Source organism: Palleronia abyssalis, from assembly GCF_900302445.1.
In the GTDB taxonomy this organism is placed as follows: Bacteria; Pseudomonadota; Alphaproteobacteria; order Rhodobacterales; family Rhodobacteraceae; genus Palleronia; species Palleronia abyssalis.
On record NZ_ONZF01000002.1, the window covers coordinates 168,155 to 183,464 of the forward strand.

15 protein-coding genes are annotated in these 15,310 nt (G+C 62.3%); 6 read left to right on the top strand and 9 right to left on the bottom strand.

Annotation, left to right across the window (positions count from 1 at the left end):
• Positions 1 to 31: 31 nt before the first annotated feature.
• On the bottom strand, positions 32 to 892 hold the full coding sequence (locus tag PAA8504_RS04540; protein ID WP_306419522.1) for a formate/nitrite transporter family protein: 861 nt from the start codon (positions 890 to 892) through the stop codon (positions 32 to 34).
• 81 nt (positions 893 to 973) lie between these two features.
• On the opposite strand from PAA8504_RS04540, the gene PAA8504_RS04545 reads away from it, so the two are divergent.
• The gene (locus PAA8504_RS04545) at positions 974 to 1,237 is read left to right on the top strand and encodes a DUF7218 family protein (RefSeq protein ID WP_108892982.1); all 264 of its coding nucleotides are present in this window, start codon (positions 974 to 976) and stop codon (positions 1,235 to 1,237) included.
• A 21-nt stretch (positions 1,238 to 1,258) separates the two neighbouring features.
• On the opposite strand, the gene PAA8504_RS04550 is transcribed toward PAA8504_RS04545, so the two are convergent.
• From PAA8504_RS04550 to PAA8504_RS04560, 3 genes are read right to left on the bottom strand one after another with little or no spacing between them, the layout of a single operon-like run.
• Positions 1,259 to 1,939, bottom strand: coding sequence for an FAD-binding oxidoreductase (locus tag PAA8504_RS04550; protein ID WP_108892983.1), 681 nt, complete (start codon positions 1,937 to 1,939; stop codon positions 1,259 to 1,261).
• 53 nt (positions 1,940 to 1,992) lie between these two features.
• Positions 1,993 to 3,006 carry a 15-cis-phytoene synthase gene (crtB, locus tag PAA8504_RS04555; RefSeq protein WP_108892984.1) on the bottom strand — a complete coding sequence of 338 codons (1,014 nt, stop codon included), beginning with the start codon at positions 3,004 to 3,006 and terminating at the stop codon, positions 1,993 to 1,995.
• On the bottom strand, positions 3,003 to 4,541 hold the full coding sequence (locus PAA8504_RS04560) for a phytoene desaturase (RefSeq protein WP_108892985.1): 1,539 nt from the start codon (positions 4,539 to 4,541) through the stop codon (positions 3,003 to 3,005). Before PAA8504_RS04560 ends, crtB begins: the two co-directional genes overlap by 4 nt.
• Before the next feature lie 40 nt (positions 4,542 to 4,581).
• Here PAA8504_RS04560 and crtA point away from each other — a divergent pair, with 40 nt between their 5' ends.
• The 4 genes from crtA to bchO are packed head-to-tail and all read left to right on the top strand — an operon-like array spanning position 4,582 to position 8,841.
• The gene (gene crtA / locus PAA8504_RS04565) at positions 4,582 to 5,349 is read left to right on the top strand and encodes a spheroidene monooxygenase (protein ID WP_108892986.1); all 768 of its coding nucleotides are present in this window, start codon (positions 4,582 to 4,584) and stop codon (positions 5,347 to 5,349) included.
• Positions 5,346 to 6,368, top strand: a complete 1,023-nt coding sequence (gene bchI / locus PAA8504_RS04570) for a magnesium chelatase ATPase subunit I (RefSeq protein ID WP_108892987.1) — start codon at positions 5,346 to 5,348, stop codon at positions 6,366 to 6,368. The genes crtA and bchI overlap by 4 nt, the downstream gene beginning before the upstream one ends.
• Positions 6,365 to 7,966: a VWA domain-containing protein gene (locus tag PAA8504_RS04575; RefSeq protein ID WP_108892988.1), complete on the top strand. Its 1,602-nt coding sequence runs from the start codon at positions 6,365 to 6,367 to the stop codon at positions 7,964 to 7,966. Before bchI ends, PAA8504_RS04575 begins: the two co-directional genes overlap by 4 nt.
• The gene (gene bchO, locus PAA8504_RS04580; protein WP_108892989.1) at positions 7,966 to 8,841 is read left to right on the top strand and encodes an alpha/beta fold hydrolase BchO; all 876 of its coding nucleotides are present in this window, start codon (positions 7,966 to 7,968) and stop codon (positions 8,839 to 8,841) included. Before PAA8504_RS04575 ends, bchO begins: the two co-directional genes overlap by 1 nt.
• Here the strand turns inward: bchO and PAA8504_RS04585 are convergent.
• From PAA8504_RS04585 to PAA8504_RS04605, 5 genes are all read right to left on the bottom strand, one after another.
• The gene (locus PAA8504_RS04585) at positions 8,828 to 9,928 is read right to left on the bottom strand and encodes a flagellar basal body P-ring protein FlgI (protein WP_108892990.1); all 1,101 of its coding nucleotides are present in this window, start codon (positions 9,926 to 9,928) and stop codon (positions 8,828 to 8,830) included. The two genes, bchO and PAA8504_RS04585, sit on opposite strands and share 14 nt — an antisense overlap.
• Positions 9,925 to 10,920 carry a flagellin gene (locus tag PAA8504_RS04590; RefSeq protein ID WP_108892991.1) on the bottom strand — a complete coding sequence of 332 codons (996 nt, stop codon included), beginning with the start codon at positions 10,918 to 10,920 and terminating at the stop codon, positions 9,925 to 9,927. The genes PAA8504_RS04585 and PAA8504_RS04590 overlap by 4 nt, the downstream gene beginning before the upstream one ends.
• 1 nt (position 10,921) lies before the next feature.
• Positions 10,922 to 12,364 carry a flagellar hook-associated protein FlgK gene (flgK, locus tag PAA8504_RS04595; protein ID WP_108892992.1) on the bottom strand — a complete coding sequence of 481 codons (1,443 nt, stop codon included), beginning with the start codon at positions 12,362 to 12,364 and terminating at the stop codon, positions 10,922 to 10,924.
• An 8-nt stretch (positions 12,365 to 12,372) separates the two neighbouring features.
• On the bottom strand, positions 12,373 to 13,644 hold the full coding sequence (locus PAA8504_RS04600; RefSeq protein WP_108892993.1) for a flagellar hook protein FlgE: 1,272 nt from the start codon (positions 13,642 to 13,644) through the stop codon (positions 12,373 to 12,375).
• 72 nt (positions 13,645 to 13,716) lie between these two features.
• Positions 13,717 to 14,484, bottom strand: coding sequence for a flagellar motor protein MotB (locus tag PAA8504_RS04605; protein ID WP_108892994.1), 768 nt, complete (start codon positions 14,482 to 14,484; stop codon positions 13,717 to 13,719).
• A gap of 122 nt (positions 14,485 to 14,606) precedes the next feature.
• On the opposite strand from PAA8504_RS04605, the gene ubiG reads away from it, so the two are divergent.
• Complete coding sequence (gene ubiG / locus PAA8504_RS04610; protein WP_108892995.1) at positions 14,607 to 15,305, top strand: bifunctional 2-polyprenyl-6-hydroxyphenol methylase/3-demethylubiquinol 3-O-methyltransferase UbiG; 699 nt, start codon at positions 14,607 to 14,609, stop codon at positions 15,303 to 15,305.
• Positions 15,306 to 15,310: the final 5 nt, after the last annotated feature.

Sequence of the window (15,310 nt, forward strand, 5' to 3'; positions counted from 1 at the left end):
CCGACGCAACATCACGTTTTGCGAAGTGGCGTCATTCTTCGACCTCGGCCGCCACCTGCGCCCATGTGATAAGGGTGAACACCACCGTTCCGCCAATCACGTTGCCCACGAGAACCGGGATGAAAAACTTCAACGCTTCCGTGAAGGTGATCAGCCCCTGTACCGCCAGGTACGCCATCTCAACCGATCCGGCGATGATGTGCGTGAAGCCACCGACCGCGATCAGCCAGGTGAAAATGACGATGACGAGGACGGGGCCCTGAGGCGCCATTGGCATCATCCAAACGATTGCCGCGATGATGACCCCGGCAGGAAGAGCCTTGAAGAACGCCTCGACCGGAGGATGCAGGACCGCGTGTTCCGAGATCTCGCGCAGGGCCGTCTTGATCTCGGGGCCGAAGGTCGGAGTGTAGGCCATGAACGTGCCTGCGATGAACGCGCCGACGACATTGGCGGCCAGCACGATCGCCCACAGGCGTCCGGTAAGAAAGAAGTATTCCCTGCACGGGTTCGACGTCAGCGGCAGCACCGTGGTAATGGTGTTCTCGGTAAAAAGCTGCATCCGGCCCATGATGACCAACAAGAACCCGAGAGTATAACCCAGGCTTTCGACCAGCGGCAGCCACGGGGCATCGGGCAGGTGGGCGCGCAGAATGGCTTCGCCGATGATCGAGAAGGCGATCAGTATGCCGGCGGCCAGACCGGAAAAGACCAGCGACGTTTTCGGGCGGGTCATCTCGTCCGCGCCATCGCGGCGGATGACCTCGTAGATCATGCGGGCCGAAAGACGCGCAGCCTGATCTATCTGCTGCTCTTCCTCACCATCGGTTTCCTGATGGTCCTTCCGGTTCAATTCCATCGCGCGAACGCGCTCTTCGGTCGAGTCGACCATCTTTCAGAATCCTCGCTCGTGATCGACGGGAACCGCCCAAATCCTATTCCGTTCCGATTCAAACCTAGTTTGGAGAGCACGATGGCCAAGAACCACGGACCGTCCATCAAGGACGACGAAACCTTCGAGGCACTGCGCGACCAGGGCATGTCAAAGGAAAAGGCGGCCCGGATCGCCAACGCGCAGGCCAATGACGACATGGATCCGTCGAAAAAGGGCGGCGAAAACCGACAATACGAAGACTGGACGAAAGACGACCTCTATGATCGTGCGCAAGAGATCGGGATCGAGGGGCGATCGGACATGACGAAGGACGAACTGATCGAGGCGCTGCGCAAGCACTGACGCCTCGATCCTCGAGGGCGTCTACCAGCCGTTTTCGGTCACGATATTGTCTTCGTCGACACCGATCCGTTTCAGCGCATCGCGAATGTCGTTCACCATCTGCTTGGGTCCGCACAGATAGAAGCGCTGATCCAAACCATCGAGGTGCTTTTTCAGGAAGCCCTCGTCGATCATACCGGTTTCAACCGCAGCGCTATCCTCGTCGGTAACGGTGAAGACGGTCTTCAGACCGGACATTGACTCCCATTCGCTGCGAAGGATGATGTCACGCTCGGTCTTGTTGGAATAGATCAGGGTGCAGCCGTTCAGCGTGCCGTCCTTCGCGCGACGGCGCAGGATAGGGATATAGGGCGTCACGCCCGCGCCCCCGGCAATGAACACTCCGACGCCCTTGTCGGTGATCGCGCCCCCGGGCTCATCGCCAATGACCTTGTCGCCGGGCGTCATCTTGGGAATCTCTTTCGTCACGCCGTCCTCGTGATCGGGATACGTCTTGATCACGAACTCGACCTTGTCGGTCTCTTCGGGTTGCGAGGTCATGGTGAAGGGGCGGTCCTCGTCGCGCCATCCATCGGCGTCGAAGGCCCAGTGAGTGCACTGGCCGGATTCGAAGTCGAAATCGTCGGGGCGCGTGAAGATCAGCCGGTAGGTATCATGCGTGACCGGCGAGATGTCTTTCAGCGTGAAGGTGTATTCGGTCATTACTGAGGCTCCTCGGTTTAACCGAGGAACGGGGCCATACCGCGCGTTGTTCCTCAGACCTCGGCTCCTGCGCGGTCGTGCCGCTCGAGCTGGGCAAAGACCTCGACGAGCGTATGCCCCCACTCGGTCCGGGCGGGCGCATCCCGGCGCGCAGCCGTCACAAGAAAGGCCGTCTCGGGCAAGGGCGGCGCGAAGATCACGGCCGAGCGTGGCATGACGGTGCTTGCCCCCGCACGCACCGTCGACAGCCCCAGAAGCGCAACCTTGCGCGCCCGACCTGTCCGCGCACGTGGTTGGATGCTGTCGAAGCGATTGCGCCGCACCGCACCGCCGATGGCGGCATAAACGTGACGCGCAGCATAGATGCCGGGGCGCGCGGAAAGGGGCAGCGCCGCGATCCCGGCTTCGGATCGGTTATATAGGCGGGCAGCATCGGTCAGGAGGGCTTGCACCATGGTGCAGAGCCGGGGGTCGAAACACGGATCCGCCAGAAAGGCGTCCCGGTCCACGCCCGCGGCCAAAAGCCATTCCTGCGGCAGATACAGACGCCCGGCGCGCGCGTCCTCCCCCACGTCGCGGGCGATGTTCGTCAGCTGCATCGCAACGCCCAGATCGCAGGCCCGCGCCAAGGCGTTCGCATCCCGAACGCCCATCAACACACACATCATCGCACCGACGGCCGATGCCACCCGCGCGGAATATCCATAGAGATCCGAAAGCGTGTCATAGCGTCTGCCCAGCGCATCCCAGGCCAGCCCCTCCAAAAGGGCCTCGGGCAGCGCGCGGGGCATGTCGTGGCGCGCGATCATCTCGGCGAAGGCGCGATCGGCGGGGCGGTTCTGTGGGGTGCCGCGATAGCTAAGGTCCAGCCGGTCACGCAGGCGGAGCACGGCGTCGCGCTTGTCGGCGCCATCGTCCACCGCGTCGTCGGCAAGGCGACAGAAGGCGTACAAGGCCAACGCCGGATCGCGCACCTTTCTGGGAAGCAGACGAGACGCTGCGTGGAATGACAGCGATCCATGGCGGATCGCCTCGCGGCAGTAGGCCATGTCGGTTTCATGGGTCATTCTGCGGCCAACCTTTCAGAACGCATCCCGCCCGGAGCATCAGGGACGAGCTTGCCAAGAACCTCGGCCGAAGAAATCACGCCAGGCACCCCCGCCCCGGGATGCGTTCCCGCACCCACGAGGAACAGACCCTTGGCCTCCTCACTGACGTTATGGGGCCGAAACCACGCCGATTGCAGGATCCGCGGCTCGATCGAAAAGCCCGACCCATGGGGGGACAGGTAGCGGTCGCGAAAATCCCCGGGCGTCATCTCGTGCTCGGCCACGATACGGTCGCGGAATCCAGGGATCAGCGTTTCAAGCTGCGCCGCGACCTTCTCGCGGTAGACGGCGGCCTCGGCCCGCCAATCGACGGGGTGCGCGTGGCCCAGATGCGGCACCGGCGACAGGGCATAGAAGGTATCGTCCCCCTCGGGCGCGGCGCTCGGGTCGGTGACGGTCGGGCGATGCACATACAGCGACATGTCGTCGGACAATTGGCCCTTCAAGAAGATGTCGTGGACAAGGCCCTGATAGCGTGGCCCGTTCAGGATCGTGTGGTGGCCCACGTCGGACCACATGTCCCGCGTGCCACGCGTCCCGAAATACCAGACATACAACCCCATGGAATACCGCCGCTTTCTCAGCTTTGACTCGGTCCACCGCTTCTTGCCGGGCAAAAGACGGGAATAGGTGTGACCGGCATCCGCATTCGACACGACTAGAGGCGCAGGGATCATCTGTCCTTCGACGGTGCGCACGCCGCGGGTCTGCCCGCCTTGCAACAGGATCTCGTCCACTTCGACGCCGTATCGGACCTCCCCGCCCTGATCGCGGATCACCCGCACCATCGCCTCGGCGATCGCTACGACACCGCCCATGGCATAGTGGACGCCGAATTCCTTCTCGAGGTGACTAACGAGGATATACATCGAGGTCACGTTGAACGGGTCGCCGCCGATGAACAGCGGATGAAAGCTGAACGCCATCCGCAGCCGCGGATCGTGAAACCGCCGGGCCGCATGGGCCGCGACCGAGCGATCCGCCCTGAGGCCAACGAATTTCGGCAGGACTTTCAAGAGGTCCTCAAACCTGTGCATGGACCGGCGCCCGAGATCCTCGAACCCGAAATGGTATCGCGCCTCGCTGTCCTTCAGGAATTGCTCGTAACCGGGGAGGTCTTCGGGCGACAGGCGCGCCACTTCGGCTCGCATGGCATCCGTGTCCTGACGCGCGGTGAAGGTAGATCCATCGGGCCACCTGATTTCATAGAACGGGTCGAGCGCACGCAGATCGACATCTGTGTCGAAATCACGCCCGCATGTCGCCCAAAGGTCCCGCAAAAGCTGTGGCACCGTAACGATGGTCGGCCCCAGGTCGAACCGAAACCCGTCCTTGTGGATTGCCGACCCGCGCCCGCCCGGACCGTCCAGCCGATCCAGCACCGTCACGCGATAGCCCTTCGCCCCCAGCCGCATCGCCGCTGCCAGACCGCCCAGCCCGGCACCAATCACGACGGCCCGATCACCGTCGCGCAAGCTTGCAAGATCGTCCATGAGCGGGCCTTCCACTGTAAACTAAACTTTACATTGTCGCATGGGACGTCTTTCATCAAGTCCCGAACGCTGTCACACTTCAGCGACGATCAGGAGAGCTGCCATTCAGACCGTAACCCTCAGCCTTTACCGTTTCGACAGGCTTCGGGACCGCGCCTGGGTCTTCGGACAGATGGGGCTCAGCCGTGTCGATTTCTGGCGCGACCGCGACTGCCGGTTCTGGAAACTGTGCGGATCAGGGTCGGGTCAGGGCTTTACGCCGATCCCGAACACGAAGGTCTGGGCAATCCTCGCCTGCTGGCCGGACATCGAGACGGCGCAAGACCGGATACGCAAGGCAGGCGTGTATAAGCGCTGGGCACGGCGCGCCACGGAAAGCTGGACTTTGTTCCTGAACCCGACATCGGCACGCGGGTCCTGGTCGGGCCGCACCCCGTTCATCCCGTCCGAGACGCCCGACGGCCCCGTCGCTGCCCTGACCCGCGGCACCATACGCGCGCGTCATCTGGCGCAGTTCTGGCGGGCCGAGCCTGCCATCTCGGCCAGGATCGGCGTGAACCCGGACGTTCTTTTCAAGATTGGCATCGGCGAGATGCCGTGGCTGCATCAGGTCACGTTCTCGGTCTGGCCCGACACCGCCAGCATGGCGCGCTTTGCCAGAACCTCGGGCGCCCATGCCGAAGCGATCCGCCAGGTCCGCGAGGGCGGCTGGTTTGCCGAGGAACTCTACGCCCGTTTTCACGTCGCGGGCGAGGCCGGAGCCTGGCGCGACGCGCCCCCCCTTTCGACCCGACCGGAGGCTGCATGACCCCCTTCCCCTTCACCGCCATCGTCGGCCAGGACCAGATGAAGCAGGCGATGATCTTGACCGCTATCGACCCGTCGATCGGCGGCGTATTGGTCATGGGCGACCGCGGCACCGGAAAGTCCACTGCCGTCCGGGCCCTGGCTGGGTTACTGCCGAAGATCCGCGCCGTCGAAGGTTGCCCCGTCAACTCGCCCCGGCTGCGCGACGTGCCCGAATGGGTCGATACCGCCGGCACCCGCGTCGTGCAGCGCGCCACCCCGGTGATTGACCTGCCGCTCGGCGCCGCCGAGGATCGTGTGACCGGTGCGCTGGACATCGAAAGGGCGCTGACCAAGGGGGAAAAAGCGTTCCAGCCAGGGCTGCTGGCCCAAGCCAACCGGGGGTACCTCTACGTGGACGAGGTCAACCTGCTGGAGGATCATATCGTCGACCTCCTTCTGGACGTGGCGCAATCGGGCGAGAACGTCGTCGAACGCGAAGGTCTGTCGATCCGGCATCCGGCCCGGTTCGTGCTGGTGGGCTCGGGCAATCCCGAAGAAGGGGAGCTTCGGCCCCAGCTTCTGGATCGTTTCGGGCTGATGGTGGATGTCGCCTCCCCCACGGACGTCGAGACCCGGATCGAAGTCATCCGCCGTCGCGACGCGTTCGAGGCGAACCGCGCCGCCTTCCTGCGCCGGTGGAAACCGTTCGAAGACTCTCAACGTCGCGCGATCCTCGACGCCCGCAAGCATCTTGCCGGGGTGGAAACGACGGACGACACCCTGCGCGACTGCGCCGAGCTGTGCATTGCGCTCGGCTCGGACGGGCTGCGCGGCGAGCTGACCCTGCTGAAGGCCGCCCGGGCGCAAGCGGCCTATGAAGGGGCAACCCGGATCGGCCGCGATCACCTGCGCCAGATCGCGGCCATGGCCTTGCAGCATCGCCTGCGACGCGATCCGATGGACGATGCCGGATCGGCCATCCGGATACATCGCCTGTTGGACGAGGTCTTCGGGCCCCTTGCCGACGCCGCCGAATGACTTGGGACAGCGCCAGTCTGGCGGCGCGCGTGCTGCACGTCGCGGGGCAGGACTTGGGGGGTATGTGGCTTCGCGCGCGCCCTTCCCCTGCCCGCGATACCCTTCTGGCGGCCCTGCCCTCGGGGATACGTGTTCACCCGGCCATATCGGACGAGGCCCTTCTGGGCGGGCCCGATATCGCCGCCACGCTAGCCGCCGGCCGGCTTGTCACACGCCCCGGTCTTCTTGAAACCCATGCCGTGCTGACGCTTTCAATGGCCGACCGGTGCACCCCCGGACTTGCGGCCCGCCTGGGGCGGGCCCTCGATGCGGGGGGAAAGACACTCATCGCGGTGGACGAGGGCGAAGACGACGCAACCCCGCCAACTGCCCTGACCGAGCGGTTGGGCCTGTTCGTCACGCTGGATGGGGTTTGCCTGTCGGACCTCTCGCCCATCTCGCCGGTCGATGAAAAAGTCCACGACCTCTATGCCAAGGCAATCCTGCCCGACCCGGTGCGGGATGCGATCGTGGCGGCCAGTGTCGGTCTGGGCATCGTATCCTTTCGCGGACCTCTTGCCGCCTGTTGCTGCGCCCGGGCCATCGCAGCCGTGGACGGCAGGGACTGTGTGACCGAAGCCGACGCGGCCGCGGCTTGCCAATTGACTCTAGCCCATCGCGCAACGACCCTTCCCGAGGATGAAGCGCCCGAAAACCAACCCCCGCCCGATCCGCCGCCAGATCAACAGTCACAGGACTCCGGCACCGAAGGGACAGAGCGCCTCGTCGAAGCGACCCGGATGGCATTGCCGCGCGGTCTTCTCGCCTCGCTCGTCGCCGCCCGGTCCAAAGGCGCGACGCAGGGCACGGCAGGCGCGCGCAAGATGGGTGGACCGCGGGGACGGCCCTTGCCGCCGCGACCGGGCCGACCGTCCGCCGGGCGTATTGACCTTTTCGCCACTCTGCGCGCGACCGCGCCATGGCAGACCATTCGCCGCGCAAGCCACCATAACGATCCGCGTCCGGTTCTGATCGAACCCGCTGACCTGCACCTCAAACGTCATGATACGAGGACCGAGCGACTGATCATATTCGTGGTGGACGCCTCGGGCTCATCCGCGATGGCGCGCATGTCCGAAGCGAAGGGCGCCATCGAGTCGCTGCTCTCACAAGCCTATGCCTCGCGCGATCACGTGGCACTTATTTCTTTCAAAGGGGACGGCGCTGCAGTGACGGTGCCCCCGACCCGGTCTCTAGTCCAGGCCAAGCGTCGATTGGCGGGCCTGACGGGCGGAGGCGGCACGCCCTTGGCCGCGGCCCTCGTCGAAGCAAGTCACTTGACTGAAGCCGCCCGCCGGAAGGGCCAAACCCCGACACTGGTGTTGCTGACGGACGGACGCGCGAACATCGCACTCGACAAAACCGCCAATCGCGCACGCGCAGCGGCGGACGCCGAACAGGTCGCACGCAAACTCCGCCAAGCCGGGGTGCCCACGCTGGTGATCAACACGGGCACACGTCCTAGCCCGACGCTTCGGCCCCTAGCCAGTCTACTCGGGGGTACGTACCTGGCCTTGCCGTATGGGGCGCAGGACCGCTTGCGAGCCGAGCTCACCTGATGCGCTGGGACAACGATGGGGCGGATTGGCCAAACCGGGACCACTCACAGTTCGTAGATAGCCGTCCGCACAGATGGCATGCGCAAACGATGGGGCTGAACGGTCCGGTGCTGCTGCTGCTTCACGGAACCGGGGGGGCGACGCATTCCTGGCGTGACCTGATGCCGGACCTTGCCCGCGACTATCGCGTCGTCGCCCCGGACTTGCCAGGCCATGGCTTCACCGCGCTGGGATCGCGCCATCGCTCCTCCCTGCCGGCGATGGCCGAAGATACTTGGCACCTTTGTAACACGATGGGCGTGCAACCCGATGTCATTGTCGGGCATTCGGCCGGGGCTGCGATCGCATTCGCCATGGCTCAATCCCGCCCCGGACCGCATATTATTGGACTCAACGCAGCGTTGGGCGCGTTCGAGGGGCCCCCGGCATGGCTTTTTCCCATAATGGCTCGCGCTCTGGCATCCTTCCCACTGGTTCCAAACCTGTTCTCTCGAATTGCGACATCAACGGGCGGCGTGGATCGACTTTTGGATGCGACAGGGTCGATACTGGATCCGACAGGTCGTCGCCTTTACTCGCGCCTGGTTGGGAATCCCTCGCATGTGGAAGGCGCACTGGAGATGATGGCCCGCTGGTCCACCCGCAGCGTGCGCGACAGGATCAAGACTATGGAAACACCCGCGACCCTGATCGTCGGAGACCGCGATGGCACTGTTCCGCCCTCCGTATCCCGCGACATCGCAGCCGAGAATCCAAACGTTTCGTATGTGTCCCTCGGACCCTATGGGCATCTGGCGCACGAAGAAGCGCCCGCGGAAACCGCGGACGCCATCCGTAGTATTATTTTCGCGTCAGCCCCAGCTACTGAACGATAAAATCAGCGTGGAGCGCACCGGCTGCCTTGATGGTCTTCAAGATGTCGATCATGTCCCGGGGCGCCACGCCCAATGCGTTCAAGCCCGCGACTACATCCGACAGCGAAGCACCACCCGGAACTTCGGCCAGACCGATGCCAGGACGCTGTTCGATCTCGGCACCCGTGCGGGGGACCACGACCGTCTCACCCGGGGCAAACGGATTAGGTTGAACCGCCACGGGGGCTTCCTCAACCCGAAGGGTTAGTCCGCCCTGGCTGACGGCAACACGACTAATCCGGACATCTTCACCCATCACAATCGTTCCCGAGCGCTGATCGACCACCACCCGGGCGCGACGTTCGGGCTCCACAGAGATGTTCTCGATCTGGGACAGTGCGTGAGCCGGCGAGGCGGCTTGCGTCGCCCCAATATCGACCATCACCGTCCCGGCATCCAACATCACCGCAACACTGCGGCGGAGGGACTGGTTTATGGCTTGCTCAATCCGCCCGGCCGTCGTGAAATCCGGCGTCCGCAAGGCCAACCTGATCGAGTCCAGTTGCGTGAAATCAAAGTCGATTTCGCGCTCTACTCGCGCCCCAGAGGGAATCGTGCCTGACGTTGGAACCCCCTGAGTAACGTTAGCCGCTTCGCCTTCGGCCACGATGCCGCCTGCCAGAACCGGGCCCTGCGCAACAGCGTAGATCTCTCCATCGGCCGCGTTCAAAGGGGTCATGATCAACGTCCCACCAAGAAGCGAGGAGGCGTCCCCGATAGCAGACACGGTAACGTCGATTTGGCTACCTGCCCGAGAAAATGGAGGTAAATCCGCGGTAACCAGAACGGCCGCCACGTTCTTCGGCCTGAAGTCTTCACCCGACACGTTCACGCCGAGACGTTCCAGAATGCTCGACATGATTTCTTCCGTGAACGGCGAGTTGCGGAGTCCGTCACCCGTTCCGTTGAGGCCCACGACCAAACCGTAGCCGACAAGGTCATTGCCGCGAACGCCGTCGAACTCGACCAAGTCCTTGATCCGGACCGGCGTGGCATGCGCCAATCCGGCAAACAGGATCAGTCCGACTGCGGCGAGCAAACGTATCATATGAAGTTCACCAAACTCAGTCGGGAAAGACGCGCCGTGAGAGTGTGCAGCGTTTCGATCTGCTGCTCGGTCTGTTGAAGGCGCGTTGCTGTTTCGTAGGGATCGGCCGAGAGCAAATCCAACCGCCCGGTTCGGAGCGCGTCACGTTCAACCCCCAGCCGGACTTTTGAAGAATCGATCGTTGCCTGAGATGCGCCGGTCTGCGAGTGCAGCTCGATCGCGCCCCCGGTGGCGGCAAGCAAGTGCGGAACGGCATTGCGTCCGAGCGCCGCTTTCTCCTCAAGGGACATTGCGATGTTCTCCCCCAACATCGCCACTCGTGCCATGGCGGCCAGTCCGGCGCGGACCTTCGGATCGTCCGCACGCGTGTTCATTTCCACCACGGCACCGCCACCCAGCCGAACTGGCGCATCATCAGTTACCTCGCCCAGGTAATCGCCGGTCTGGAATGGCCCACCATCCGCAAAATACGCGTCGATCGCGTTACTTGCATCCTGTGAAGTTGTTTCGGCTGATACGCTTGCGACAAGGTTGGCATAGATTTCTTCAGCATTTCGCAGCACTGGACCGGCTCCGGCGGTCCCACCAAAAAGTGGCCGCCCCGCCGCCGTGCCGTTGAGGTCGGACAGCGCCCCGAGGAACGCCTGTTTGGCGCCTGCGGCCAAAGCGGGAAGCTGCGGCCCAGTTGCACTTTGGGACAGTACACTCAAATCGATAGATTGCAGCCGCGACGTGAACGTTTTCAGTGCGATTCCGGTCGCATCGGCGCGAATGCCTGCTTCGTTCGTTGCCAGCATCTGAGCATCCAGTCGAACGAGAGCTCGATCAATACTTGCGACCTGTCCCGTATCGCCGGACATTGCCGCAGCAACATCCTTCTTGATCCCGAAGGTCAGTTCGTCCCCCAGCGTCGAAAGATTCCTTGAGAGACGCGCATTCGAGTGCCGCATGAGGAAATTCTGGGCCAGATCACCTATGGTCAATGTTGGCATGTCAAATCTCCATCAGTCGATCGAGCATCGAATTTGCCACCTGAATTACCCGGGCGTTTGCGGCATAGGATTTCTCGATCAGCATCAGCGTTCTCAGCTCGTCATCCGTGTCGACGCCCTCGGACAGCTCTGCGTCGCGGAACGTGGTCGCGCGCGCCTCGGCGAAGCCCAGGTCGTTGGAAAGCGCATAGGCCGATGCCGTGGAACCTGATACCAGCGAGCCTGCCAGCCCCCCGGCGCTCTGACTGCTTGTTCCCAAAGATGGGTTGGATGGAAGGCGAGCGGAATCCAAAGCGTCCCCAAGCGCATGGAGGAACCGGGCTTCGCCCGAAGGCCCCGGCGCCGCCGCGCCCAAACCGTCCCGCAAGCGGTACAGCGCGCCCCCCGACGCGGGGTCCACCGCCGGATTGACGGACAACCGCTGCGCAAGTCCCGAAGCGGCTGGAACGGTCAATGCGCTACCGGCCTCCGTGAACAACCCCGCGGCGCCAGGCGCCAGCGTCGAGTCGAGCCCGGCTTCGGAGAAGCGTTCGATCATGTCTCGCGCAAACGCGTCCATCTTCTCTTGGGCGGCGGGAAGTGCTTCGTCGCGGATCTCGAGCTTGGCCGCGATCGACCCGCCAGCCAAAGCATGGTTGCCCTTTGTGATATCAATCGGGCGACCGTTCAACGTAAGTCCCGACAGAGGGCTTCCAAGGGTCATTGCGGGCGTCATCGCGGGCATCTCGGTAAAGCCGATCTTTCCGGCCTTGCCGTCGATCAGGATTGCCCCGTTTTCGGTCACAAGGGCGATGCTCCCATCATCGCGCGGCATTTCTTTCACCGGCACGAGATCCGAGATGGTGTCGACCGTACGGCGTCGCTGATCCAGAAGGCTGTTCGTATCCTGGCCCAAAGCTGCGGCGCGGATAATATCCTTGTTCAGGGTTTCCAGCCGGCTGAGGCCTTCGTTCAAGGAATTCACGTCTTTGGCAATTCCTTTCTCAACCGTCAAACGTTCATCCTGAATGGCCTGTCCGGCCTGATTGACATGGTCGGACAAGCGAGTTGCTGCGGTAAGGACGTTCTGAAGACGGACAGTCGAGCCGGGCTGGCTGGCAGCTGAGGTCAAGCTTGCTGAGAATGCGGCGACCTTCGCGGAGAGCGAATCAGGATCCTCGGCTCGCCCGATCGCATCTGCGACCTTGTTCGCCGCGCCGAGACGGACATTGATACCCGCCGCATTGGCGTCCGCTTCCCGTCTTGCTGACAAGACTGCCGCCGTTTCGCGTCGGGAAACACCTGTGCTGGATACGCCGCCATACGGCGCGGAACTGAGTTCCAGTTGACGTGCTGCGTAACCCGGCGTCATCGCGTTGGCGATGTTCGTTGATACAGTCGCGGCGGCGCGACCGGTGACGGTCAGACCAGAGGCAGCGGAAGAGAGGGCGGCGGAAATGCTCATTTTTCAGATCACCGCTTCAGGTTCGCTGTTTCCTGCAACATCTCGTCGACGGTCTGGATGACCTTTGCGTTCGACGAGTAGGCACGCTGCGTTTGGATCAGCTGCGTAAGCTCCATCGCGACGTCGGTGGTAGACGCTTCCCGTGTGTATCCGGCCGTCTCACCAACGGGCCCGGTGCCAGCATCCCACATGAAAAGGTTACCCGATTGCAGTGAAACCTCGAAAGTTCCGCTGTCCGAAGCCGTAAGCCCATTGGGGTTTGCAACGTCGACTACCGGAACCTGATAAATCGGCCGCGTGAAGCCAGAGTCGTAGATTGCGTGGATGACGCCCTTGGGATCGACCTCGACCCCGGCAAAGTTGCCCACCGTGGATCCATTCTTCGAAATGTTTGACGGAGCGAAGGTCGAGTTCAACTGCGTGATGCCACCACCTTCGTTCAGCAAACCGATATCCACGCGAATTTCTGCGCCGTTGACGTCCATGATCAGTTCACCTGTCGCGGCATCGTAATCCGCAGCGGGCGTCACCGAAGCCAAAGTACCGCCGCCCACCGTCAAGTCATTGAACGATAGGTCAAACGTCCCAACGTTTGCCGCTGTGCCAAGGTCGGTGACCTCAAGTTGCCAAGTATTGGCTGCGGTCGAAGTGAACCCAAAGGTTAGCTGCTCGGTCTGGCCCAAGTTACCGTAATATTCGATCGTAAGCTCATGTTGCGCGCCGATGTTCCCCGGCTCGGAATCCGATGACGGCAGGTTCAGGGCAAGTTTCATCTCATCCGTCGGGTTCGCCGCGAACTGGTTGTGGAACACGCTCACCGGGCGGAGCGCATCCGAACTGTCGCGGGCAAACTTCGGAAATGTACCGTCGATATTCGCCGGAATGCCCAGAAGTACCTGCCCGGTCGCATCGACGAGGAAACCTTGGGCATTCGGGCGGAAAGAGCCGGTCGTCTTGAGTCCCAATGTCGCGCCACCATCAGTGTCGGTATAATCCCGAACCGGCAAGAAGCCGCGCCCATTGATGGCAATGTCTGTTGCATTGCTCGTCGTTTGCAACTGGCCACGCTCATCGACCAGTCGCATGTTCGAGGTCGTGATACCGCCGGCCGTATACTTCGCACCCGCGCCGCCATTGACGACAAGCGTGTGGAAGTCCGTGGTCGAGCGCTTGTATCCGTAGGTCGCCGAGTTCGCGATATTGTCGGAAATGCTTGCCAACCTTTCGGCATTGGCGCTCAGGCCGCTGACACCCGCTGCGAGCGAAGAGGAAATCGACATGGGACTAGGCTCCTTTAATCTCCGGATCCTCCGGTGTTTCCCAATCGTTACGTCACCGACCTTAACGGCCCCCTAACGCGTCCCGTTTCTGCGCAGCAAAACGATCTCGATCCTGTTGTTCCGCACATCCAGACGATTGCGGTGCAGCGGTTCCTTGTCCCCGTGAGCTTCCGTGCGGTCCAGCCTGGCGTCACCGATCCATCCCGAAGCCAGCAGCGTACGCACGGATTCAGCGCGAGAGGTCGATAAAGGCCAAGACGATCGCGTGCGGGTCGCCGCAAGATCCGATCGGACATGCGCCTTGATCGCGACCTTGTTCTTCTGATCACGGAAGACGTCATCGACCACGGCCACCAGATCGCGCATCAGCCGCGTCGGGCGCCCGCTGGAAGGCTCGAACAATGGGGCGCCTGGAAGATCGAACAGGTCCACGACGAGGCCCTCGTCCGTAACCCGCGTCAGAATATGCTGCAACAAATCGTCGCCCACGTCACTTTCGCCCGAATTGGCCACGAAGTGTTCGAGCACATCCTGGAAATTATCCTCTTCCTCACTGTTTGCCGGCGCAGGGGCTTGGGATGGTTGGATTACAGGGGGCGAGTCGAGCAAGGATCGCGCGCCCCCTGACTCGCGTGACACCGGAATTTCAGGACTGAAATAGTCGGCAAGGCCGGCTCTCTGTTCCTCCGACGTTGCATTCAGAAGCCACATCATCAGGAAGAACGCCATCATCGCGGTTACGAAGTCCGCATAGGCGACCTTCCAGGCGCCCCCATGATGGCCCCCGCCCACAATGTTCTTCTTTCGCTTGATAATGACCGGTGCGTTGCCCCCTGCCATGACAATTCCCTCTTTGTTCCCCAGGGTCGGGTTTAAGGGACCGGTGTGAAGAGGACGCTAACAGTTAAAACCCGCTTGGTAATTCCCGATCTCGCCTAAGTTCCGTCGGGAAGGAGATCGCGATGCCCCGAAACAACCTTGAGATATACGATACCGAGGCTGACCGTTGGTGGTCGGACGACGTGAGGTGGATCCGAACCCTTAAAAACATGGTCCCCGGCCGACTTAAATGGTTCGATCGGCATTTTGATTGGCATGGAAAAACGGTGTTGGACCTGGGATGTGCCGGGGGGTTCATGGCGGAAGCCCTGGCGAAACGTGGCGCGAATGTGACGGGCATCGATCCTGCAAAGAGGGCGATCGCTGCGGCGAAACAGCATGCCGCGTCGCAAGACCTTGAGATTCGTTACGATGTCGGAACGGGAGAAGACATGGACTATCCCGACGCCAGTTTCGACGCCGTGGTCTGCGTCGATGTGCTGGAGCACGTTCGCGATCTTGATGCTGTCTTGGCCAATGTCGCACGCGTTCTTCGCCCCTCCGGACGATTCTTCTTCGATACGCTGAATCGAAACGCAATTTCCCGCCTCGCCGCGATCAGTATTTCGGAAGACCTCTTGAAGGTCCTGCCCAAAGGCACTCATGACCCACAGTTGTTCATCACGCCTGACGAACTCTCTGCGGCTTTGACCAAGGCTGGGTTGGCTCAGGTAAGATCGACAGGGCTGGGTCCGCGCGGCATCGATTGGCGCGGTGACCTGATCTTCGGGCCGTTGCCGTTCAAGACGGTGATCTATATGGGTTTTGCCGAAAAAATATAATGAGC